This is a genomic window from Streptomyces sp. NPDC037242, from assembly GCF_055604165.1.
Window position 1 is genome coordinate 1 of sequence record NZ_JBVJUY010000013.1, and the last position, 21,790, is coordinate 21,790.

A 21,790-nucleotide genomic window follows, 5' to 3' on the forward strand; every position below is an offset into this window, starting at 1 on the left:
GAGGTGGGGCCGGGGGGCCGGCCGGGGGACCCATCAGCCGTCCTATTCGAAGCCCACCCCCCCCCCCCCCCCCCCCCCCCTCCCCCCCCCCTCTCCCCCCCCCCCCCCCCCCCCCCCCATCCCCCCCCCCCCGGACCGCGGGGCGCTAGCGCCGGTACCCGAGCACCGTCATCATCCCGGCCTCCGAGTGGTACACGTTGTGGCAGTGCACCATCCACAGCCCGGGGTTGTCGGCGTCGAAGTCCGCCGTCAAGGTCCCGTTCGGCAGGACGATCGCGGTGTCCTTGCGGGCGCCGCCGGCCCGCCCGCCGAGGGCGAAGGTGTGCCCGTGCAGGTGGAGCGGGTGCCACATCGTGGTGGCGTTGCTGAACTCCAGCCGGACCCGTTCGCCCGCCTTCACGGGGTGCCGCTGGTCCGCCGCGTACGGCTTGCCGTCGAAGGCCCAGTCGTACGCGGCCATGCCGCCGGTCAGCTTGATCTTTACCGTACGGTCCGGCTCGCGCGGGGCGAGCGCGGCCGGTTCGGCGGCCTTCAGGCCCTCCGCCGTCAGCGGCCGCCCGGACAGCTCGGCGGGCCGGGTCGCGGCGGTGGGCGCCGTACCCGAACCGGTGCGCAGCAGCGCGAGCGCCGAGCGGCCCTTGCCCTCGGCGAGCGCCGTCAGCGGGAACACCCCGTCCCCGGCGGTGACCAGCACGTCGTACCGCTCGCCCATGCCCAGGAGCAGGGAGCGGGTGGTGGTGTGCTCCACCGGGTAGCCGTCGGTGTGGGTGACCGTCAGATCGTGGCCGCCGAGGGCGATTCGGAAGGCGGTGTCCCCGCCCGCGTTGACGATCCGCAGCCGGATCCGCTCGCCGGGGCGCGCGGTGAAGACCGACGGGTCCTGCGGGGCCCGGCCGTTGATGAGGTAGTGCGGGTACGCGACGTCCCCCGCGTCCTTGCCGAGCACGTCGCTGTCGCCGCCCATGAGGACGCGGGACGGGCCGCCGGTGGCGGGAGCGGTGCTGCTCGCCGTACTGCCGTGGCCCGCGTGGCCGCCGCCGGATCCGCCCGAGCCGCCCGAGCCGCCCGGGCCCATGCCCTTGCGGAGTTCGGCGAGCACGGCGTCGGGGGTGGAGCCGTCGACCCCGTCGAGCCAGTCGTCGAGGACCACCACCCACTCCTTGTCGTAGGAGAGCGGCTCCTTCGGGTCCTCGACGATCAGCGGGGCGTACAGTCCGCGGTCCTGCTGGACCCCGGAGTGCGGGTGGAACCAGTACGTCCCCGGGTGCGGGACGGCGAAGCGGTACGTGAAGGAGCCGCCCGGGGCGATGTCCCGCTGGGTCAGCCCCGGGACCCCGTCCATGTCGTTGCGCAGCGCCAGGCCGTGCCAGTGCAGGGAGGTGGCCTCGGGGAGGTGGTTGGCCAGGGTCAGGGCGAGCGTGCCGCCCGCGGTGACCCGTACCTCCTGCCCGGGGAGCCTGTCCCCGTACGCCCACGAGCGGACGGAGAGCCCGCCGCCGAGGTCGAGCGGGGTGGCGGTGGCCGTGAGCCGGACCTCGGTGAGCGGGCCGGAGGCCTTGCGGGCGGCCTCGGCGGCCCGGACCTCGGGGCCGGCCGGGTCGACGTAGCCGCCGGGGCCGGCCGGGGTGGCGGAGGCGCCGCCGTGGTCCATGGAGCCGGAGCCGTGGTCCATGCCGGCCGTGCCGGAGCCCCCGGAGCAGGCGGCGAGCAGCCCGGAGCCGGCGGCGGCCGCGGTGGCGCCGAGCACGGCGCGGCGGGAGGGGAGGGAGGAAAGGGAGGGGAATGCGTGGGGAGCGCGGAAAGAGCGCATGGTGCAGCACCTCGTGGCTGTGTGGTGCGGTCGGATGGGCGCCGTCTGCCGCCGCCCCGCGGGCATGCGGGGGCGACAGCGGGGCCCGTCCTATACGCGCAGCACCGCCAGTCGGGTGAGGAGTTCGCGGGGTGGCGGCGGGTCCGGACCGCCGGACCGGCCCGGCGCGCGGGCCGCGCCCCCGAGCGGCGCGGCACGGCGCGGGCCGGCCAGTCCGGCTCCGAGGAACAGCAGGGTGAGCCCGGCCAGTACGGCGAGGCAGACCGACATGGGGTCCATGCCGATGCCGGACAGCGGCGCCCCGGCGGCCGGGTGGTCCGCGACGACGCCGGGTGCGAGGCCTCGTTCGAGGGCGGGTGCGTGCGCCGTGTCGGGGTCGTGCGGTGCACCGGGTGCACCGGGTGTGTCGGCCACGGCTGCCGCGTGCGCGGCGGACCGGGCAACGGAATGGCCCGTCGGCGCGTCCTCCGTGGCGTGGCCCTGCGCCGGATGGCCCAGGGTGTGCATGGTCACGATGCCCAGCAGCAGCGCGGCGAGCAGCAGCAGCCGGGGCCACCGGACAGCTCGTCGCGCGAAACGCAGGGCAGGGCGTGTCATGAACGAAACCCTACCCGGGGTGGGTATCCGATCGTAGGACCGGTACGGCCGTGTTTAGGATTAGTCACATTATGTCCATCAGGTCCCGTGACAACAGCGCCCGTACCGCGCCGCGCTCATGGCCGGTCGCCACCCTCATCGGCCTCGGCGCCGCGGCCTACACCGCGTGGGTGCTCGAAGTCGTGCTCTCCACCGGCCTCAACCCCATCGAGACGTACGTCAGCGAACTCGCCGCCCAGGACCAGCCGCTCGGCGGCCTCTTCCGGGCCACCGACTTCACCGCCGGACTGCTCGCCTTCCTCGGCGGGGCGCTGGCACTGCTCCGGCTCACCCGCCGCCCCGAGTCCCGCCGCCCCTGGGCCGTCGTCGGCTGGGCCGGTGTCACCCTCTTCGGCGCGGCCACCGCCGCCGATGCCTGGCTGCCGCTGAGCTGCACGCCCACCGCGGACCCGGAATGCGCCGCCCGGGAGACCGCCGGACTGGTCCCCGCCACCCATCAGGCCCATGCCGTCAGCAGCAGTCTCGCCATGACCGGCGCGCTCGTCGGGATAGTGGCCCTGACGGTAGCCGCCCGCCGCTACGGCTGGTTCGCGCCGCTCGCCCGGTTCGGCCCCGCGGTCGTCGTGCTCGAACTGCTCGCCACCGTCTGGACCCTGTCCGCCATCGCCCTGTTCACCGCCGGGCGCGGGACCTGGGCGCTCGGCGCCGGGCAGCGGCTGCAGGTACTGCTCGTGGCGGTCTGGCTGGGGCTGCTCGCGTACTCCGTGCACAAGGAGCGCCGTACGTGACCGCGAACGCCGATGGCACCGGCCGGTTCGTCCGGGTCGGCGGGGTCCCGCTGCACGTGGTCGTCGAGGGCGCGGGGCCGGTGTGCGTGCTCAGCGCCGGGCTGGCCATGGCCTGGTTCGACTGGGACCCGGTCGTCGGACCGCTCGTGGCCGCGGGCCGTACGGTCGTCCGGTTCGACCGCCCCGGACACGGCCTGAGCGGCCCGGCCGCCGAGCCGCCGACCGCCGCCGGGGAGGCCCGCCGGATCGCCGGGCTGCTGGACGCGCTGGGCCTGCCCGGCCCGGTGACCGTGGTCGGGCACTCCATCGCCGGGTTCCACGCCGAGGCCTTCGCCCGCCTGTACCCGGAGCGGACCGCCGCCGTGGTGCTGGTCGACTCCAGCGTCGAGGAGGCCCCCCGTACGCTGCTGCCCGCCGGGCTGCGCACCGGCGCCGCCCGCGCGTTCGGCCGGGCGCTGACCGCCGCCGGGCTGCCGGCCGCGCTGGGGCCGTGGGCCCGGCGGGCCACCGTACGGGCCTCCCGCACCGGCGGCGGCGACCCGGCCGCGCGGGACCTCGTACGCCGCTGCTACCGCACCGGCCGGGTCTGGCGGGGGGCCCTGCTGGAGAACTCCCGCTACCTGGACGTGGCCGCCGAGGTCCCGGCCCTGCGCCGGACGCACGCGCTGACGGCCCCCGCCACCGTGCTCGTCGGGTACGACGGCTCGGCGCGCGCGGGCGCCCTGCGCTGGCTCGCCCGCCAGGCGGAGCTCGCCGACGCGCTCGGCGCCCGGTTCGAGGTCGCCGAGCCGGCCGGGCACCTGGTCATGCTGGACCGCCCCGACCAGGTGGCCAGGGCGGTCCTCAGCACGGCCGACGCGGCCGATGCGGCCGACGCGACCGACGGGCCTCAGCCGCGGGCGTAGACCTTCTCCGCCCAGCCCGCTATCTGCTGCTCGGAGAGGTGTTTGGCCAGGTCGGCCTCGCTGATCATGCCCACGAGCTTCTTGTTCTCGATCACCGGCAGTCGACGGATCTGGTGGCTCTGCATCTCCTCCAGCACCTCGGAGATGTCGGCGCCCGCGTCGATCCAGCGCGGCGTGCCCCGGGCCATGTCGCCCGCGGTGACCTTCGACGGGTCGTGGCCCTTGGCCACACAGCTGACCACGATGTCGCGGTCCGTGAGGATGCCGCAGAGCCGTTCCGTCTCGTCACTGATGGGCAGCGCGCCCACATTGAGCTTCGCCATCAGCTGAGCGGCCCGGTCCAGGGTCTCGGTGGCGGGGATCCACTGGGCCCCGGCGTGCATGATGTCTCCGGCGGTGGTCATCGTGTAAACCTCCCTGCGCCGTGGCGACCGGACGCGGACGCGCTCCGGTCCCGGCGTCTTCCATCGTCGTGCCGCCGTTCGGACCACGCGACTCCAAACGGGGGAACGCGCACCCGTACGGGTGGCCGCATGGGCGGCCGTACGGGTGCGCGCTCCGCTCCTGCGCCGGTCAGCCGCGCGGTGCGGCCCCGCGCTTCGCCAGCATGTCGGCCATCAGGGTGAGCTCCGATTCCTGCGCCGCCACCATGCCCTGGGCCAGCGCCCGCTCGGCGGGGGTCTCGCACTGGGTGGCACAGCCCTGCGCCATGGTGACGCCGCCCTTGTGGTGGTCGGTCATCAGCTGGAGGTAGAGCACCTCCGCGTCCCGGCCGCTGAGGGTCCCGAGCTGCGCCAGCTCCTCCTTGGTGGCCATGCCGGGCATTAGCGCGCCCGGCTTGGCAGCCTGCGCGGAGTGCCCGGAATGCTCGCCACCGGTCCCCATCCAGGACATCGGCGGCTCGTCGGCCACCACCTTCGGCAGCCCCCACAGGTCCAGCCAGCCCAGCAGCATGCCGCGCTGGTTGGCCTGGGTGTTGGCGATGTCGTAGGCGAGGCTGCGCACCGCCTCGTCCCCGGTGCGGTCGCGCACGATGAAGGACATCTCCACCGCCTGCTGGTGGTGCACCGCCATGTCCCGGGCGAAGCCGGCGTCCGGCGAGTGGAGCCCCGGGGCGCGGGAGGACGTACCGGAACCGCCTGCCCCGGGGCCGCCGCTCGCGGTGGCGACCGTGGCCCCCACCGCGAACAGCAGCGCCAAGGCGACGGCCGCGCCCGCGGCCCAGTACGTACGGCTCACTTGTCGGCCAGCCCGTTCGTGCAGGCAGCGCCGGGCTCGGGGGTCTGCGGGCCCTGCACGTACTTGGTGAAGAACTGCGCGACGCGGGGGTCGGCCGCGTTGTCGACGGTCAGCTGCTTGCCCCACGCGCTGAGCATGATCGTGCCGGCCTGCTCCTTGTCCGGGCTCATCAGCGTGTACGGGGTCTTGCCGACCGTCTCGGCGAGCTTGTCGACGTCGGCCTTGGCGGCCTTCTCGTTGTACGTCACCCAGACCGCGCCGTGCTCCAGCGAGTGGACCGCGTTCACCTCGGGGAGCGGGTTCTTGTAGACGTCGCCGTTGCAGTTCATCCAGCGGGGGTGGTGGTCTCCGCCGACGGGCGGGTCCATCTCGTACTTCACCGGGGTCTCGACGTGGTTGCGGCCGAGCTTCGCGGCGTCCCAGCTCTGCTCGCCGTTGACCGGGGCCTTGCGGGCCGCCTCCTCGGCGTCCTTCTTGTTCTGCTGGTCGATCATCACCCAGGCGCCGAAGCCGATGAGCCCGGCGACGACGGCCGCCGAGACGGTGATCGCGATGGCCTTGTTGCGCCGGTCGCGGGCCCGCTCGGCGCGGCGCATCTCGGCTATGCGCGCTTGACGGGAGTTGTTGCTGTCGGACGTCCTGCTGGCCATGTGCCCTGATTCCTTCTGCTGAGGGGGGTGGAGGAGAGATGTGACGACGCCGGACCCGTCAGGTCCGCAGGACTTGGAGGGCGTACAGGTCAGGGGCGCGCGCGAGCGTCCCGGGCGGCCGGCCGACACCCGTGTGCGCGGGCCGGGCCGCCGGGACCGGGCCGCTCCCCGCAACGGCCACGGCGGGCGGCGGGACGGGCAGCACGCCGGGGGTGGTGTGCGCATGGGGGCCGCAGCCGGGCAGGTCGTACGGGGACGCGCAGAAGGCGTGCGTGCGGTGCGGGGCGTGCGTGGCGTGGGCGTCGAGCGCGTCGTTCACCGCGCCCGGGGCCGCGCTCGGCCGGGCACACAGGAGCCCGGTGGCGAGGAACACGGCGGCGAGGAGGAGCACCCCGAAGGCGCCCGGCAGGACGGCACGCCGAGCCGCGGTACGCCTGTGGCGTACCCCCTCGGCCTGCTCCCAGCCCCCCATGGGCGCCGATGGTAATGCTCATGACGGGTGCTAGGTCAGTGCGGGGGTGCCACGAGGTTTGCGGGGTGCGTAATGTGGCGGAAACCACCGCTGGCGATACTGGGCCGGCCCGACTGTGCCCCCGAGACCCGGGGCAGTGGTGCACAGGCCGCCTGAACTGCGAGGATGAAGGTATGGACAAGCAGCAGGAATTCGTCCTCCGGACGCTCGAGGAGCGCGACATCCGCTTCGTGCGCCTGTGGTTCACCGACGTACTGGGCTTCCTCAAGTCCGTCGCGGTCGCGCCCGCGGAGCTGGAGCAGGCCTTCGACGAGGGCATCGGCTTCGACGGCTCCGCCATCGAGGGCTTCGCACGGGTCTACGAGTCGGACATGATCGCCAAGCCGGACCCGAGCACCTTCCAGATACTGCCGTGGCGCGCCGAGGCCCCCGGGACCGCCCGGATGTTCTGCGACATCCTGATGCCGGACGGCTCGCCGTCCTTCGCGGACCCGCGCTACGTCCTCAAGCGCATCCTGGCCAAGACCTCCGACCTGGGCTTCACCTTCTACACCCACCCGGAGATCGAGTTCTTCCTGCTGAAGGACAAGCCGCTGGACGGCACCCGCCCCGTCCCCGCCGACAACTCCGGCTACTTCGACCACACTCCGCAGAACGTGGGCATGGACTTCCGCCGCCAGGCGATCACCATGCTCGAATCCATGGGCATCTCGGTGGAGTTCAGCCACCACGAGGGCGCTCCGGGGCAGCAGGAGATCGACCTGCGCTACGCCGACGCGCTCTCCACCGCCGACAACATCATGACCTTCCGCCTGGTCATGAAGCAGGTCGCCCTGGAACAGGGCGTCCAGGCCACCTTCATGCCGAAGCCGTTCTCGGAGTACCCCGGCTCGGGCATGCACACCCACCTCTCCCTCTTCGAGGGCGACCGCAACGCCTTCTACGAGTCGGGCGCCGAGTACCAGCTCTCGAAGGTCGGCCGCTCCTTCATCGCGGGCCTCCTGAAGCACGCCGCCGAAACGGCAGCGGTCACCAACCAGTGGGTCAACTCCTACAAGCGCATCTGGGGCGGCTCCTCGCGCACCGCCGGCTCCGGCGGCGAGGCCCCCTCGTACATCTGCTGGGGCCACAACAACCGCTCCGCCCTGATCCGCGTCCCGATGTACAAGCCGGGCAAGACCGGCTCCTCGCGCGTCGAGGTCCGCTCGATCGACTCCGGCGCGAACCCCTACCTCACGTACGCCGTCCTCCTGGCCGCGGGCCTGAAGGGCATCGAGGAGGGCTACGAACTCCCGGCGGGCGCCGACGACGACGTCTGGGCCCTCTCCGACGCCGAACGCCGCGCCATGGGCATCGAACCCCTCCCGCAGAACCTCGGCGAGGCCATCTCCCTGATGGAGCGCAGCGAACTGGTAGCCGAAACCCTCGGCGAACACGTCTTCGACTTCTTTCTCCGCAACAAGAAGCAGGAGTGGGAGGAATACCGCTCGGAGGTCACGGCCTTCGAACTCCGCAAGAACCTTCCGGTGTTGTAGGGGCAGGTCAAGCCCCTTGGGGCGGGCAGGGCATCCGGGCCGGTGGTCGTTGACCACCGGTCCGGAGTTGTGTCCTGGCCCTGGGGAGCGGTGGAGCGGTGGGCCGAGGTCACCCGGTCGGTCGAACCTGTGGGGTGGGGTGCCCGGGTTGGGGATGGCGGGCGTGGCTCGGGTGGGGCCGCGGCTTCGGGGGTCTGCCTGGTCGGTTTCCGGTTGCTCGGCCATCGGGCCGTATGTATCTGTGGAGAGGGGGCTCACCCTGCTGGCCATCCTGGAAGAGGCGGAGCCATGACAGGAGCACACGAGGCCGCCGGGCGCGTGATCGCCGGGCGGTACCGGCTCTTGCGTCAGCTCGGCGCCGGAGGCATGGGGCGCGTGTGGCTCGCCTACGACCAGGAACTGGCGTGCGAGGTCGCCCTCAAGGAGATCGCCCTGCCGCCGGACCTCCCGGAATCCGAGGTGGGCAGCCGGATCGCCCGGGCCCGCGGAGAAGCCCGCCACGCCGCGCGGCTGCGCGACCACCCCCATGTGGTCACGGTGCACGACATCGTGGAGGACGCCGGCCTGCCGTGGATCGTCATGGCGTTCGTACCCGGCGCGACCGATCTGGACGCGGTGGTGCGCGAGAACGGGCCGCTGCCGCCCCGCGAGGTGGCGCGGATCGGGCTGGCGGTCCTGGACGCCCTGCTGGAGGGCCACCGGCTCGGCATCCTGCACCGCGACGTCAAACCCGCCAATGTGCTCATGACGCGCTCCGGCATGAACTCCGGGCAGTACGCCGAGCGAGGCAAGGTGCTGCTGGCCGACTACGGCATCGCACTGGAACCGAGCTCCGGCGATCCGCGCCTGACCGGCACCGCGGGGATCCTCGGCTCCCCGCCCTACATGGCGCCGGAGCGGGCCCGCGGCGAGCCGCCGACCCCGGCAGCCGATCTGTTCGCGCTCGGCGCGACCCTGTACTTCGCGGTGGAGGGGACCGGTCCCTTCGAACGGGACTCCGCCTCCGCCACGCTGGCCGCCCTGCTCACGGAGGACCCCACCCCGGCGCTGCGGGCAGGGGAGCTCGCCCCGGTCGTGCAGGGGCTGCTGACCAAGGACCCCGCGCAGCGGATGGAGGGGGAGGAGGCGGTGCGCCGGCTCGGCCTCATCGTCGGCGGGCCCAACCCGGTGACCAACCCGGTGCAGCAGACGGTCCTTTCGGGCGAGGCGCCGCCACCCGGGCATCCTGCGCCCCAGCCGTTCGCGACCCTCCCGGGGTCGGGCCCGCCCCCGGGCTCCCGTCCGCCGCCCGATCAGGCCGGGCAAGGCCAAGGTCCCGCTCCCGCCCCCCGTCCCGAACCCTCCGGGAAGCGTTCCCGGCGCGGTGTCGTCCTGGCCGTCGCCGTGGCGGCCGTGGTGCTGGTGGTGGGCCTGGTACTGATGCTGCGAGGCGGCGGAGGCCCGTCGAACGGGGGCGAAGCGCAGTCCTCCGGGGACACCACGTCCGCGGTGGCCGAGGCGCACAAGGCCGTATCGGCGGCGCCGCTCTCGCCCGAGGACTGGGGCCCCGGCTACGTGCGGAGCGACCCGTACGAGCAGGACCCGGCCAAGGAATTCGCGGTCCGGGCCAATTGCGAGTTGTACGAGAAACCTGCGCGGACGGGCACGCTCGCCTCGGTCATGCGCGCCGTACAGCACGACGAAGCGGGCTTCTCGGCCAGTTCCGGGGCGGCGGTGTACGTGGACGACAGCACGGCCCGGGAATCCGTCGCCGACGACAGGGACACGATCCACCGCTGCACGGCCCAGCACCAGGGCAAAGCCCGCTGGGAAAACGTGCACGAGGCGGTCGCCCCCGAACTGTCCGGCTTCGACGAGGTGTTCTCCGAAGAGGGAAAGCTGGTCTCCTACGACGACGGCAGCAAGGCGAACGCACCGTACGTCCTGCTGACCGGTCGGACGGGGAACAGCACCGTCTCCGTCTACCTGGGCGGCCCGCCGGAGAAGCTGGCGGAGATCCGGAAGAAGGCCGCCGAGGTCCTGGTGCTCATGCGCACCCGCCTCGCCGCGCGGTAAGCGGTTTCCGACTCCCCCCGGGGCACGACAGCGCCCCGGGGGAAGGCCGGGTCGGTCCGGTCAGCCCTTCGAGAGGGTGACGACCTTGACCGTCGCGGGCGAGATGCTGCCCTGGCCCGTCTCGGGGTCCTCGGCGTACGTCGTCAGCTCGGCGCGGACCTTGCCCTTGGTGAAGCGGCTGTTCGGCTGCCAGGGGAGGTAGGCCTCGCTCTGCCAGGCGACCGCCTTGCCCGGGGTGCAGGCCACCGAGACGGCGATGATGCCCTTCAGGAGCTCGGTGTCGGTGACCTGCGTGACCGGGCCGTTGACGTACACGCTGGTCGGCTTGTTGCAGGTGACGGTGCCGTGCAGGAGCGCCTTGCCGTTCGAGGCGAGGGCCTTGCCGGTGCCCGCGATGGTGACGCCGGTCTTGAGCGGGACGGGCGTCGGCGTCACGGTGGAGCTCAGGCTCAGCGTGCCGCTCAGGACGTTGCGGTCGTCGCAGTCCTGCTCGAAGCGGGCGTTGAGGGTCTTCACCTTGCCGTCCGCGCCGAACTCCAGCGCGCCGATCCAGAACCCGCCGGTCAGGCTGTCGCAGCCGGCACGGTAGCCGTTGACGAGCATGGCCGGGGCGCCGGAGTCCGCAGGGGCCGGGAAGTGCACGGCCTCCGTGTACGAGCCCACCGCGAGCGCCTGGCCGGCGGGCGCGGCGAACTCGGCCGTCCACGGGTCGCCCGAGCGGTTGATCGTGACCCGGATCGAGTTGCGGTCGGCGGAGGAGGTGACGTCGAAGCGGTCGCCCTGCTTGGTGTCGTACCAGCGGGCCTGGTCGTCGCCGCCCTCGCCCGGGTCGCCCGCCCAGTGGAACTGGCCCGTGCCGACCGGGGCGGCCTGCGCCGCGGTGGTGCCGAGGAGCCCGGCGGCCAGCGGCAGGGTCAGCGCCACCAGGGCGGCCGAGCGGGTGAGTCTGCGGGCGCGCGTGGACATGCGGAAGTGCACTCTGGATCCCCCGTGAAGTGTGCGTCAGGAAGGGCCGGTGATGATCACCGGCCCGGCCCGAGTCTGCCAAGGAGGACGGGCTAACACAACATCTTTGCCACTTAAGGGAGTTATCGCGCCGAGTCGGGGACCGCCCGGTGCCAGACGGTACGGGCGGGGTTGGGCAGGGAGCCGACGACATGGAGCTCGGCGTCCAGCCCCAGGACCGCCGTCGTGGTGGCGCCGTCCGCCTCCTGGACGCCCGCCGGTGCGCCCGCGAACAGCATCCGGGACTCCGTCCACGCGGGCGGCCCGCCCAGGCCGGTCGTGCTGACGGTGCCGGAGTCCGCGCGCCCGGACAACACCCGGCCCGCGACGCCGACCGCGCCGTAGCCGGCCCGCCCGCCGGCCTCCGAGACGCTGGAGACGACCGGCTTCCCGCTGCCGCCCCCCGCCGTGGCCAGCGCGGTACGCACGACCCCCGAGTCCGGCCGCCGGAAGTAGAGGCGGACGCCCGCGCCCTCCGGCGCCGCCGTCAGCGGGACGGTGGTGGCGGGCAGCCCCGTCGGGAACGGGCCCCGCAGCGCGCCGGCCGGATCCGCGGAGGTCCAGGCCAGTACCGACTTGGTGGTGGTGGCGTACAGGTGGCGCCGCCCGGCGGCGTCGGTCACCGTCACCGGATCGCTCTGCAGGTCCTCCCCGCCGAGCCGCAGCCAGTCGCCGAAGCCGCCGCCCGGCTGCTGCTCACGGGCCCGCAGCGTGCGGTGCGCGTCGCGGACGTACACGGCCAGGCGGCCGTCGGCGCTCACCGCCGCCGCGGGGGCGCTGATCGCCGAGGTGCCGTCCTCGTCGGCCGCCTCGGGGGTGCCGAGCGACTGCCACGGCCCGAACGGGCCGCCGGGCGCGGACTGGACGGCGTACACGACCTCGCGCCGGTAGTCCTGCGGCCGCTCGCCCAGGACCGTACGGGTGGCGAGGACCGCGACGCGCCCGTCGGGGAAGCGGGCGGTGGTCGCGCCCGGGTCGATGCCGGTGCCGGGCAGCAGGGCCGGTCCGGTCCAGTCGGCCCCGGCGCCCGGGCCGCGGCTCCAGACGGCCATCCGGCCGTCCAGCGGCGAGAACGCGTACAGCCGGCCGGGCACGCCCTCCACCAGCCACGATGCGCTGTCCCCGCGGGCGTAGCGCAGCGACTGGGCCCAGTTGCGGCCGGTCGGGCTGCCCGCCACCTTGCGGTCGCCGCAACCCGAGGGGCTGCCGCAGTAGTTCTCGCGGTCGTGCCAGGCGTACGTCCTCAGGTAGCCGGTCTTCGTCTCGGCCGTCTGCGGGTCCAGCGCGTGCGGGAGGGTGCTGTTGTGGTAGCCGAGGTAGTTCTGGACGGTGAACCGCGGCCGCTCCCCGACCGGCACGTCAGCGGCGTACCGCGCCGTCGCGGCCTGAGCGAACCGCGCCCCGTACATGTGGTCCTGGTGGTCGGTGTACTTGCCGGTGTCGGCGTACCGTCCCGGGGTCGGGTCCTGGATCCGTATCGTCGTGGGCCGGTACGTCCCCAGGAGTCCGGCTATCGCCCGTATCACCTGGTCCTTGGTGTACGTGTACGGCTGCCGGACCGGGGTGCCGTTGGTCAACTGGGGCTCCAGCGCCGGTATCCGGCCGTTCCACAGGCCGCGCAGGCTTTCGGGATTGTCGCTGAAGGAGTTGCGGGCCTCGCGCAGTTGCAGCCAGACGAGGTTGACCTGCGGCTGGGCGACGAGCACGTCGAGCTCGGCCTGCCCGCCGCCGGCCGTGGGTATGACCGTGCGCCGCCAGGGGGCGGCGCGGTCGCCGGTGGCCATCTGGGCGTAGGCGGAGCGGATGCCGTTCTGCCGGGCCTCCGCGTAGTGGGCGCGGTCGGCGGGCTGGTCGGGGTCCCTGGCGGCCGCGCCGTGGGCCTGGTTGCGGCCGTCGGCCTCGCCGGAGGTGAGGTAGACGGTGGTGAGCGGGGTGCCGGCCGTGAGCGAGCGGCTGAGGTCGGGGTTCATGAAGAACAGGTCGTCGTCGGGGTGGGCGACGATCTGGACGACCGATCCGGCCGTGGTGCTCACGGGCAGTTCGGCGGCGGGGTTGCGCGTCTGGGTGGCCTCGGCCGCCGTCTGCTGGCCGGAGGCGACGGCGAGTACGCCGGTGGCACCCGCGGTGAGCATGGGCAGCACGGCCGCGAGGAGGAAACGGCGGCGGGAAACGGGCATCGCTAACCCTTGAGGTCGTTCCGGACGGGAAGAACCGCTGTGCAGTCAGTGAGAGGCCGAACGGGGGGAGTTGGTTCACCGGGACGGGCGATGACTTTGGACGCGGCGGCGGCGTGCGCGTCCGCGTCTCCTCCACGGCGCCCGCGTCCCGTCTACGGCGCCTGGGCCTCGTTGCGCGGGCCAACGGGCAGCCACGGCGCGAGGTACGCGTCGGGCTCGTTCGCCGACGAGGTCACGTACAGCCGCGCGTCGAGCCCCACCACCGCCAGGCTGACCGTGTTCCTGCCGGTCATCGTGGACGACGGCGCGCCGACGAACATCAGCGGCGAGCGCCGCCACGGCCGGCCCGACCCGACGTCCGCGCCCAGCAGCCCGCCCGCCGAACGGCCCGCGAGCACGTGCCCGCTCGCCGTCACCGAGCCGAAGCCCTGCAGTCCGCCGAGGTCCGTGAGGCCGTTGGCCTTCAGTCCGCCCTCGCCCGTGACCAGGGCCGTACGCACATTGCCCGAGCCCGGCTTGCGGAACCACAGCCGTACTCCGCCCTCGCGGCCCTCCGCGGTGAGGGGGAGCGTGGTGTCCGGCAGCCCGGTGGGCGTCGCCGGTCCCAGCGGGGCGCCCGGCTTCGGCTGCACCCACCCCAGCACCGTCTTGGTGGTGGACACGAACACCATGCGCCGCCCGGCCCCGTCGGTCGCGGCCGCCGGGGTGCCGTGCAGGTCGGAGCCCCCGTACTGCTCCCACGGGCCCCAACTGCCGTTCGCCGCCTGCACCCGGCCGCGCAGGGTGTACGCCCCGTCGCGCACGTACGCCGCCAACTGCCCGGCGCCGTCCACCGATACGGCGGGCGCGCTGATGTCGGAGGTCCAGTTCTCGTCGGCGGTCTCCGGAGTGCCGAGGGACTGCCACTCCCCGAACTCCTCGGAGCCCGGGCCCTGCTGGAGGGCGTAGACGACCTCGCGCTTGTAGTCCGCGGGCTTGGCGCCGAAGGACGTACGGGTACCGAAGGCGGCGATCCGGCCGTCCTTCAGGGTGACGGTGGAGATGCCCTGGTCCATGCCGGTGCCGGGGAGCAGGCGCGGCCCGCTCCAGGCGCCGATCGGCCCGGACCGGTGCCAGACGGCGACCTGGCCGTCGAGCACCTTGAAGGCCCACAGGCCGTGGCGGCTGTCGGAGGTCAGCCAAGAAGTGCTGGTGCCACGGGCGTAGTTGATGGAATCCGTCCACCGGTTGCCCGCCGGGTGGTCGGCGACCTTGAGGTCTCCGCAGCCGGCGTCGCTGCCGCAGTGGTTCTGCTTGTCGAGCCAGGCGTAGGTGTCCAGGATGTCCAGCTTCGCCTTGGCCTCGTCCGGGTCCAGCGCGCTGGGGAGCGACCCGTTGAAGTAGCCGAGGTAGTTCTGCACCGCGAAGTGCGGGCGGTCCTTGACGTCCTTCGCGTACGAGGCCAGCGCGAGCTGCGCGAAGCGGGCGCCGTAGAAGTGGTCCTGGTGGTCGGTGTACCGCTTGGTGTCCGGGAACCGGCCGGGGGTCGGGTCCTGGGAGCGGACGGTCGTCGGCCGGTACTGCGCGAGGAGGCCGACGAGGGTCTGGACGACCTGGTCCTTCGTGTACGTGAACTTCTGCTTGACCGGGGTGCCCGAGGCGAGCATCGACTCCAGACGGGGGACCTTGCCGTCCCACAGGCCGTGGAGGCTGTCGGGGACGTCCGCGTAGACGTGGCCGGCCTCGCGCAGTTGCAGCCAGACGAGGTTGACCTCGGGCTTCGCGACGAGGACGTCGACCTCGGCGTGGCCGCCGCCCTTGGTGGGGACGACGGTGCGCTTCCAGGGGCTGCTGCGGTCGCCGGTGGCCATCTTGGCGTAGGCGGCGCGGATGCCGTTCTGGCGGGCCTCGGCGTACGCGGGCTTGTTCGCCGGGGTGGAGGCCTCCTTGGCGGCGCCGGCGTTGATGCCGTCGGCTTCGCCGGAGGTCAAGTAGACCGAGGTGACGGGGTGGCCGGCGGCTATGGAGTAGCGCAGGTCCGGGTTCATGAAGTAGAGGTCGTCATCGGGGTGCGCGACGATCTGGAGCACCCGGCCGGGGTCGGGCGCGGCGGCGGGGACGGCGGCGGCGGGCTTTCCGTGCGGGGCGGTGGGGGCGCCGAGGCCGGCGAGGGCCTCGTTGCCCCTGAGTATGAGCATGCTGCCGGCGGTGATGGCCGCGCAGAGGGCGACGACCTTGACGAGCCGGGCCCTGGCGGGCGCCTTGCCGGATGTCCTGCCGCCCGCCGCGGCCCCGGCGGCGGCCGCCGCGCGCCGCCCGCGCGGCCGCGCGTCCCCGGCCGGTCCGCCCCGCCGCGCGTCCCCGGCCGGCGCCGGGGGCGCCTGCCCGGCCCGCGGGGACCCGTGGCCGCCGGGGTCGGGGTGCGGGTCGCCCTGCCCCGACGCCCCGCCGCGGCCGGGACGCCGGGCGTCGTGGCCTACGGGGTCGGGGTGCGGGGCGGCGTCGTGCGACGGGTCGGGGTGCGGCGCGCCTCGGTCGCCGGGGCCGGGGTGCCGGGCGTCGTGGGTCGCCGGGCCGGGCTGCCAGGAGCCGTGGCCGGTGGGGTTGATGGGGTCGGGGTGCCCGGGGGCGTGGTGCGACGGCCCGTACTGCGGCGCGCCGTGGCCGACCTGGCCGGGGTGCCAGGGGCCGTGGCCGACGGGGTCGACAGTGCCGGCCTGCCAGGGGCCCTGGGCGGCGTGGCCCGGGTGCCCGGCGGCGTCGTGCGACGGGTCGGGGTGCGGCGCGCCTCGGTCGCCGGGGCCGGGGTGTTGGGGGTCGTGGGTCGCCGGGCCGGGCTGCCAAGAGCCGTGGCCCACCGGGTGGGGGTGCCCTGGGGCGTGGCCTGACGAGTCGTACTGCGGCGCGCCGTGGCCGTCCTGGCCGGGGTACCAAGGGCCTTGGGCGGCGGGGCCCGGGTGCCCGGCGGCGTCGTGCGACGGGTCGGGGTGCGGCACGCCTCGGCCGGCGGGGCCGGGGTGCCAGGGGCCTTGGGCGGCGGGGTCGGGGTGCCCGGGGGTGTGGTCTGACGGTCCGTATTGCGGCGCGCTGTGGCCGTCCTGGCCGGGGTACCAAGGGCCTTGGGCGGCGGGGTCGGGCTGCCAGGGGCCCTGGGTGGCGGGGCCGGGGTGGCCTGACGGGGTGGGGTGCCAGGAGTTGTGGGCCGACGGGTCGGGGTGGTGGGCGCTCCGGCCGACCGGGTCGGGGTGGTGCGCGGGGTGACCGTAGGGTTCGGTGTGCCGGGGGTTGTGGCCGAACGGCTCGGGCTGCCAGGGGCTCTGCGTGGCAGGGTCGGGGTGGCCCATGGTGTGGTTCGACGGCCCGGGGTACCAGGCGCCGTGGCCGGACGGGGCGGACTGCCAGGAAGTGTCGCCGGGCGGCGCGGACTGCCAGTCGTGGCCCACCGGGTCGTAGGACCGGGGGGCGTGGCCGTCCGGGCCGGGGTGCCAGCCGTCGGTGGACGGGGCGGGCTGCCAGCCGTGGGCACCCGCGGCGGGCTGCCCGGTGGAGTGGTCGGCCGGACCCGGGTGCCAGGAGGCTTCGCCGGCCGGGTCGGTGTGCCAGGTGGGGGCCGTGGGGTCGGTGTGCCAGGTGGGGCCGTTGGTGCCCGGGGAGTCGTGGTCGGGCATGGGCTCCTCCGTGGCCGGGCGGCGGGCGGGGAGCGAACCCCATTCCGTTGTATGTACTCGGATAGTCCGATAATCCGCCTCATGATACGGCCCAGAATCCGAACACCTGCTCCATGGCCGTGTGTCACCGCCCCGACCCGAGGACACAGCTGGAGGACGCCGCCGGCCACACGGCGCGGGTGCCGCCCGGCGGCACGGTCCGTGGACGCGCCCAGCGGCCGCGCCCGAGGGCCGGTGCCGGGCCACCAGCCGCTCGGGAACCCGCGCCGGGCCCCGGGCCGCACCCCGCGGGACCGCCGGCCTCGGCCCCGCCCGGGCCCACCACGCGACGCGCGGACAGGCCCCGGGCCCCCGCCCGAGCACGCGGCCCCGGGGCGCAACCCGCGCCCCCCAGCCCCCTGGCGTGGCCCCGCCCCGCCCCGGGCGCGGCCCGTCGCCCGAGCACGCGGACCGGGGCGCAACTCGCGCGCCCCCGGCGGCCCCGGGGGCGCGGCCCCGTCCCGCGCCGGGCCCCGGGCCGCACCCCGCGGGACCGCCGGCCTCGGCCCCGCCCGGGCCCACCACGCGACGCGGGACAGGCCCCGGGCCCCCGCCCGAGCACGCGGCCCCGGGGCGCAACCCGCGCGGCTCCACCCCGCCCCGCCCCCACCGGCGCACCCCGGCGGTCAACGGCCGTCCCCGGGCCGGGTGAGGACGTAGGCTCGGGATGGCGCGCCGGTGTGCGCCAGGGCAGTGGCAGGGCAGTGGCAGCGACGTACTCGGGAGGCGGCGGGATGACAGTCCCGGGACGCAGGAGCAGTACCTTCAGCCGGCTGCTGCGCAGCGGCTTCACCGACCCCTCCACCGCGGCCCGGCTGCTCGACGCCGACGCGCTCGCCGCCGTACGCACCGACCCGGTGCTCCTCGACGCCCTCGGGGCCACCGCCGATCCCGACCTCGCCCTGCTCGGCCTGGTACGGCTCGCCGAGGCGCAGGCACCCGACGAGCTACCGGTGCTCCTCGACACCCTCGTCAGCGCCAAACCGCTGCGCGACCGCCTGCTCGGCGTACTCGGCGCCTCCGAGGCGCTCGGCGACCACCTCGCCCGACACCCCCGCGACTGGCGGAGCCTCGTCACCTACGAGGCCGCCGACCTGCACCCCGGACTCGCCGAGTTCGAGCGCGGGCTCGCCGGCGCGCACGACCCCGTCCAACTGCGCGTCGCCTACCGCCGCTGCCTGCTCTCCATCGCCGCCCGGGACGTCTGCGGCACCATCGACGTGGCCGAGACCGCCGCCGAGCTCGCCGACCTCGCCACCGCCACCCTCCGCGCGGCCCTGCGCATCGCCTGCGCCGCCGACCCCGCCGACGCGGCGCACTGTCGCCTCGCCGTCATCGCGATGGGCAAGTGCGGCGGCAACGAGCTGAACTACGTCTCCGACGTCGACGTGATCTTCGTCGGGGAGGCGGCCAACGGCACCGACGAGGGCAAGGGCATCCAGGCCGCCACCCGCCTCGCCTCCCACCTCATGCGGATCTGCTCGGAGACCACCGTCGAGGGCACCATCTGGCCCGTCGACGCCAACCTCCGCCCCGAGGGCAGAAACGGTCCGCTCGTACGGACCCTCGCCTCCCACCTCGCCTACTACCAACGCTGGGCCAAGACCTGGGAGTTCCAGGCCCTCCTCAAGGCCCGGGCCGTCGCCGGCGACGAGGCGCTCGGCGCCGAGTACGTCGAAGCCATAACGCCCCTCGTCTGGCAGGCCGCCGAACGCGAGAACTTCGTCGCCGACGTCCAGAAGATGCGCCGCCGCGTCGTCGACAACATCCCCGCCGCCCAGGTCGACCGCGAGCTCAAGCTCGGCCCCGGCGGCCTGCGCGACGTCGAGTTCGCCGTGCAGCTGCTCCAGCTCGTGCACGGCCGCAGCGACGCCACCCTGCACTCCGGCACCACCCTCGACGCCCTGCACGCCCTCGCCGCCGGCGGGTACGTCGGGCGCGCCGACGCCGCCCAGCTGCACGACGCGTACCGCTTCCTGCGCGCCATGGAGCACCGCATCCAGCTCTACCGGCTGCGCCGCACCCACCTCGTCCCCGAGGACGAGAACGACCTGCGGCGCCTGGGCCGCTCACTGGGCCTGCGCACCGAACCCGTGTCCGAACTCAACAAGGCCTGGCGCCGGCACGCCTCCGTCGTCCGCCGCCTGCACGAGAAGCTCTTCTACCGGCCGCTCCTCGACGCCGTCGCCCAGCTCGCCCCCGGCGAGACCCGCCTCTCGCCCCGCGCCGCCGGCCAGCGCCTCGAAGCCCTCGGTTACGCCGACCCGGCCGGGGCCCTGCGCCACCTCGAAGCCCTCGCCTCCGGCGTCACCCGCAAAGCCGCCATCCAGCGCACCCTGCTTCCGGTCCTGCTCGGCTGGTTCGCCGACTCGGCCGACCCCGACGCCGGCCTGCTCGGCTTCCGCAAGGTCTCCGACGCCCTCGGCAAGACCCCCTGGTACCTGCGGCTGCTGCGCGACGAGGGCGCCGCCGCCGAGAACCTCGCCCGCGTCCTGTCCGCCGGCCGCCTCGCCCCCGACCTGCTGATGCGCGCCCCCGAGGCCGTCGCCCTGCTCGGCGACCCCGGAGGCCTGGCGCCCCGTACGCACGAGGCCCTGGAGCAGGAGGTCCTCGCCGCCGTCGGCCGGGCCCCGAACCCCGAGGCCGGCGTCGCCGCCGCCCGAGGGGTCCGCCGCCGCGAGCTCTTCCGCACCGCCGCGGCCGACATCATCGGCTCCTACGGTACGGAGGACAGCCCGGCCGAGGAGGACCACGGAGCCCTCGTCGACCGGGTCGGCAGCGCCGTCTCCGACCTCACCGCCGCCACGATCGCCGGAGCCCTGCGCGCCGCCGTCCAGGGCCACTGGGGCGACACCCTGCCCACCCGCTTCGCCGTCATCGGCGTAGGCCGCTTCGGCGGGCACGAACTGGGCTACGGCTCCGACGCGGACGTCCTGTTCGTCCACGAACCCCGCGAGGGCGTCGACGAACAGGAGGCCGCCAAGGCCGCCCAGGCCGTCATCGCCGAGATGCGCAGGCTGCTCCAAGTACCCACCGCGGACCCGCCGTTGCTGATCGACGCCGACCTGCGTCCCGAGGGCCGCTCCGGACCGCTGGTGCGCACCCTGGGCTCCTACGCCGCGTACTACCGGCGCTGGTCCATGACCTGGGAGTCCCAGGCCCTGCTGCGCGCGGAACCGGTCGCCGGCGACGCCGAGCTGGGCGCCCGCTTCATCGAGCTCATCGACCCGCTGCGCTACCCGGTGGAGGGCCTGGGCGAGGACGCCGTACGGGAGATCCGCAGGCTCAAGGCCCGGATGGAGTCCGAGCGGCTGCCGCGCGGCGCCGACCCGACCCTGCACACCAAACTGGGCCGCGGCGGCCTCAGCGACGTCGAGTGGACCGTCCAGCTGCTCCAGATGCGGCACGCCTGGGCGGAGCCGGGCCTGCGCACCACCCGCACCCGCCCGGCGCTGGCCGCGGCGCACGCGGCCGGGCTGATCCCGACCGAGGAGGCGCAGATCCTCGACGAGGCCTGGGTGCTCGCCACCCGGGTCCGCAACGCGGTGATGCTGGTGCGCGGCCGCGCAGGGGACACCTTCCCCTCGGAGGCCCGCGAGCTGGCGGCGGTGGGCCGCTACCTCGGCTACGCCCCGGGCCGCGTCGGGGAGGTCCTGGACGACTACCGCCGCATCACCCGCCGCGCCCGGGCGGTGGTGGACGAACTGTTCTACGGAGCCTGACGCCCAGGGAGCAAGCAGCCCCCGGCCTCAGCGCGCCGCGCCGAAGGCCTGCGTCCAGTAGTTGTTCGGCTGGGCCAGGCCGATGCCCATCTCCTTGAAGGAGCAGTTCAGGATGTTCTGCCGGTGGCCGGGGCTGTTCATCCAGCCCTCCATGACCTTCTCGGGAGTGCTGTACCCGTAGGCGACGTTCTCGCCGTACGTGCTCCACGCGTATCCGGCGCGGGTGATGCGCTGGCCCGGGTCGGAGCCGTCGGAGCCCGTGTGGGACATGTTGCTGTGGGCGGCCATGTCCTCGCTGTGGGCCTGCGCGGCCTTCGTGAGCGTCGCGTTGATGGTGACGGCCGGGCACCCGGCGGCGGCGCGCTCCTGGTTGACGAGCGAGAGGACCGCGGCGACGGCGCCGGAGGCCGGCGGGGCGGCGGTCTTCGGGGGCTCGGGCGCCTGCGGCTTCTTGGCGACGACCGGCGGCTTCGGCGCCTGCGTCTGCGGGGGCGCGGGCGGGGTCGTCCGTACGACCGGCTGCGCGGGGGCCTCGGGGCTGCTGGGGGAGGCGGCCGGGGGGTTGCTCGGGGACTGGACGTCCACGGGCACCACGGGGGCCTTGGACGTGGCGGCGGCCGGGGACGCGTCCTGCCACGGCCGGCTCTCCGACCGGCTCTTGGCCTGCGTGCGACCCGTGTCCTGCGTGTCGAAGCAGGCGATGGCGGCAGTGGGGACAGCCACGATTCCCAGAGCACCGACGGCGATGGCTATCTTCTTGAGCGGTTTCTTCTTCCGATGCTTCTGCATGCGTGACCTCATTCAGTGATCGCGAAGCTTCCGGCGCCCGAATCGCGAGGCGCCGGAGGAGCCGCCATTCTTAAAAGCCCGCCAACGGCCTGGCAAGTTTCGCCTGATCGTCCACCTTGGGGATTCGACGCGCGGCTTGAAACGGGCTCCTGATCGTGCATGGTCACGATTCGGTCACTCCTGGAACCGCCTGAGGGGCATTCAGAAGAGCCTGTGACCAGGCCGGTCGGGGGTGACCCGATCGGTACCGCGGATTCCGTTTCCGCCGGTGAGGGGAATGTCGATCCCAAACCAGACAAATATCGAAATGTCGGCGGCATGACGCCCCGTGAGGGGCGCCCCGCACCGACCTACGGGCCG

At 74.3% G+C, this 21,790-nt stretch carries 15 protein-coding genes; 5 read left to right on the forward strand and 10 right to left on the reverse strand.

The window, feature by feature from the left end; translation table 11 throughout:
• Positions 1-145: 145 nt before the first annotated feature.
• Both ACZ7GJ_RS17290 and ACZ7GJ_RS17295 read right to left on the reverse strand, forming a co-directional pair.
• Positions 146-1,810 carry a multicopper oxidase family protein gene (locus tag ACZ7GJ_RS17290; RefSeq protein WP_470752496.1) on the reverse strand — a complete coding sequence of 555 codons (1,665 nt, stop codon included), beginning with the start codon at positions 1,808-1,810 and terminating at the stop codon, positions 146-148.
• A 90-nt stretch (positions 1,811-1,900) separates the two neighbouring features.
• A complete protein-coding gene (locus ACZ7GJ_RS17295) occupies positions 1,901-2,407 on the reverse strand; it encodes a hypothetical protein (protein WP_470752499.1) in 507 nt (168 codons plus the stop codon).
• Between the two features lie 71 nt (positions 2,408-2,478).
• Here ACZ7GJ_RS17295 and ACZ7GJ_RS17300 point away from each other — a divergent pair, with 71 nt between their 5' ends.
• Positions 2,479-3,195: a DUF998 domain-containing protein gene (locus ACZ7GJ_RS17300; RefSeq protein ID WP_470752500.1), complete on the forward strand. Its 717-nt coding sequence runs from the start codon at positions 2,479-2,481 to the stop codon at positions 3,193-3,195.
• On the forward strand, positions 3,192-4,100 hold the full coding sequence (locus ACZ7GJ_RS17305) for an alpha/beta fold hydrolase (RefSeq protein ID WP_470752501.1): 909 nt from the start codon (positions 3,192-3,194) through the stop codon (positions 4,098-4,100). The genes ACZ7GJ_RS17300 and ACZ7GJ_RS17305 overlap by 4 nt, the downstream gene beginning before the upstream one ends.
• On the opposite strand, the gene ACZ7GJ_RS17310 is transcribed toward ACZ7GJ_RS17305, so the two are convergent.
• The 4 genes from ACZ7GJ_RS17310 to ACZ7GJ_RS17325 all read right to left on the reverse strand — a co-directional run bounded on the left by ACZ7GJ_RS17310 (position 4,085) and on the right by ACZ7GJ_RS17325 (position 6,461).
• Positions 4,085-4,504, reverse strand: a complete 420-nt coding sequence (locus tag ACZ7GJ_RS17310; RefSeq protein ID WP_470752503.1) for a CBS domain-containing protein — start codon at positions 4,502-4,504, stop codon at positions 4,085-4,087. The two genes, ACZ7GJ_RS17305 and ACZ7GJ_RS17310, sit on opposite strands and share 16 nt — an antisense overlap.
• Before the next feature lie 169 nt (positions 4,505-4,673).
• The gene (locus tag ACZ7GJ_RS17315) at positions 4,674-5,339 is read right to left on the reverse strand and encodes a DUF305 domain-containing protein (RefSeq protein ID WP_470752505.1); all 666 of its coding nucleotides are present in this window, start codon (positions 5,337-5,339) and stop codon (positions 4,674-4,676) included.
• Positions 5,336-5,989 carry a DUF3105 domain-containing protein gene (locus ACZ7GJ_RS17320; RefSeq protein ID WP_470752507.1) on the reverse strand — a complete coding sequence of 218 codons (654 nt, stop codon included), beginning with the start codon at positions 5,987-5,989 and terminating at the stop codon, positions 5,336-5,338. The genes ACZ7GJ_RS17315 and ACZ7GJ_RS17320 overlap by 4 nt, the downstream gene beginning before the upstream one ends.
• Before the next feature lie 58 nt (positions 5,990-6,047).
• On the reverse strand, positions 6,048-6,461 hold the full coding sequence (locus ACZ7GJ_RS17325; RefSeq protein WP_470752508.1) for a hypothetical protein: 414 nt from the start codon (positions 6,459-6,461) through the stop codon (positions 6,048-6,050).
• 173 nt (positions 6,462-6,634) lie between these two features.
• Between ACZ7GJ_RS17325 and ACZ7GJ_RS17330 the strand changes: the two genes are divergently transcribed.
• The gene (locus ACZ7GJ_RS17330; protein ID WP_365479648.1) at positions 6,635-7,996 is read left to right on the forward strand and encodes a glutamine synthetase family protein; all 1,362 of its coding nucleotides are present in this window, start codon (positions 6,635-6,637) and stop codon (positions 7,994-7,996) included.
• Positions 7,997-8,284: 288 nt separating this feature from the next.
• Positions 8,285-10,051 carry a serine/threonine-protein kinase gene (locus ACZ7GJ_RS17335; protein WP_470752509.1) on the forward strand — a complete coding sequence of 589 codons (1,767 nt, stop codon included), beginning with the start codon at positions 8,285-8,287 and terminating at the stop codon, positions 10,049-10,051.
• A gap of 60 nt (positions 10,052-10,111) precedes the next feature.
• Here the strand turns inward: ACZ7GJ_RS17335 and ACZ7GJ_RS17340 are convergent, their stop codons facing one another.
• The 3 genes from ACZ7GJ_RS17340 to ACZ7GJ_RS17350 form a co-directional block, all read right to left on the reverse strand.
• A complete protein-coding gene (locus ACZ7GJ_RS17340; RefSeq protein ID WP_470752511.1) occupies positions 10,112-11,017 on the reverse strand; it encodes a hypothetical protein in 906 nt (301 codons plus the stop codon).
• A 122-nt stretch (positions 11,018-11,139) separates the two neighbouring features.
• On the reverse strand, positions 11,140-13,233 hold the full coding sequence (locus ACZ7GJ_RS17345; RefSeq protein WP_470752513.1) for a PIG-L family deacetylase: 2,094 nt from the start codon (positions 13,231-13,233) through the stop codon (positions 11,140-11,142).
• Between the two features lie 152 nt (positions 13,234-13,385).
• Positions 13,386-16,880, reverse strand: coding sequence for a PIG-L family deacetylase (locus tag ACZ7GJ_RS17350; RefSeq protein WP_470752515.1), 3,495 nt, complete (start codon positions 16,878-16,880; stop codon positions 13,386-13,388).
• Between the two features lie 773 nt (positions 16,881-17,653).
• Here ACZ7GJ_RS17350 and ACZ7GJ_RS17355 point away from each other — a divergent pair.
• On the forward strand, positions 17,654-20,641 hold the full coding sequence (locus ACZ7GJ_RS17355) for a bifunctional [glutamine synthetase] adenylyltransferase/[glutamine synthetase]-adenylyl-L-tyrosine phosphorylase (protein WP_470752517.1): 2,988 nt from the start codon (positions 17,654-17,656) through the stop codon (positions 20,639-20,641).
• A 27-nt stretch (positions 20,642-20,668) separates the two neighbouring features.
• On the opposite strand, the gene ACZ7GJ_RS17360 is transcribed toward ACZ7GJ_RS17355, so the two are convergent.
• Positions 20,669-21,430: a CAP domain-containing protein gene (locus ACZ7GJ_RS17360; RefSeq protein ID WP_470752519.1), complete on the reverse strand. Its 762-nt coding sequence runs from the start codon at positions 21,428-21,430 to the stop codon at positions 20,669-20,671.
• Positions 21,431-21,790: the final 360 nt, after the last annotated feature.

Bases quoted from the DNA above. Each gene is read 5' to 3' on its own strand.
- ACZ7GJ_RS17290 (WP_470752496.1), bottom strand. From the start codon at position 1,810: ATGCGCTCTTTCCGCGCTCCCCACGCATTCCCCTCCCTTTCCTCCCTC.
- ACZ7GJ_RS17295 (WP_470752499.1), bottom strand. From the start codon at position 2,407: ATGACACGCCCTGCCCTGCGTTTCGCGCGACGAGCTGTCCGGTGGCCC.
- ACZ7GJ_RS17300 (WP_470752500.1), top strand. From the start codon at position 2,479: ATGTCCATCAGGTCCCGTGACAACAGCGCCCGTACCGCGCCGCGCTCA.
- ACZ7GJ_RS17310 (WP_470752503.1), bottom strand. From the start codon at position 4,504: ATGACCACCGCCGGAGACATCATGCACGCCGGGGCCCAGTGGATCCCC.
- ACZ7GJ_RS17320 (WP_470752507.1), bottom strand. From the start codon at position 5,989: ATGGCCAGCAGGACGTCCGACAGCAACAACTCCCGTCAAGCGCGCATA.
- ACZ7GJ_RS17325 (WP_470752508.1), bottom strand. From the start codon at position 6,461: ATGGGGGGCTGGGAGCAGGCCGAGGGGGTACGCCACAGGCGTACCGCG.
- ACZ7GJ_RS17330 (WP_365479648.1), top strand. From the start codon at position 6,635: ATGGACAAGCAGCAGGAATTCGTCCTCCGGACGCTCGAGGAGCGCGAC.
- ACZ7GJ_RS17335 (WP_470752509.1), top strand. From the start codon at position 8,285: ATGACAGGAGCACACGAGGCCGCCGGGCGCGTGATCGCCGGGCGGTAC.
- ACZ7GJ_RS17340 (WP_470752511.1), bottom strand. From the start codon at position 11,017: ATGTCCACGCGCGCCCGCAGACTCACCCGCTCGGCCGCCCTGGTGGCG.
- ACZ7GJ_RS17345 (WP_470752513.1), bottom strand. From the start codon at position 13,233: ATGCCCGTTTCCCGCCGCCGTTTCCTCCTCGCGGCCGTGCTGCCCATG.
- ACZ7GJ_RS17350 (WP_470752515.1), bottom strand. From the start codon at position 16,880: ATGCCCGACCACGACTCCCCGGGCACCAACGGCCCCACCTGGCACACC.
- ACZ7GJ_RS17355 (WP_470752517.1), top strand. From the start codon at position 17,654: ATGACAGTCCCGGGACGCAGGAGCAGTACCTTCAGCCGGCTGCTGCGC.
- ACZ7GJ_RS17360 (WP_470752519.1), bottom strand. From the start codon at position 21,430: ATGCAGAAGCATCGGAAGAAGAAACCGCTCAAGAAGATAGCCATCGCC.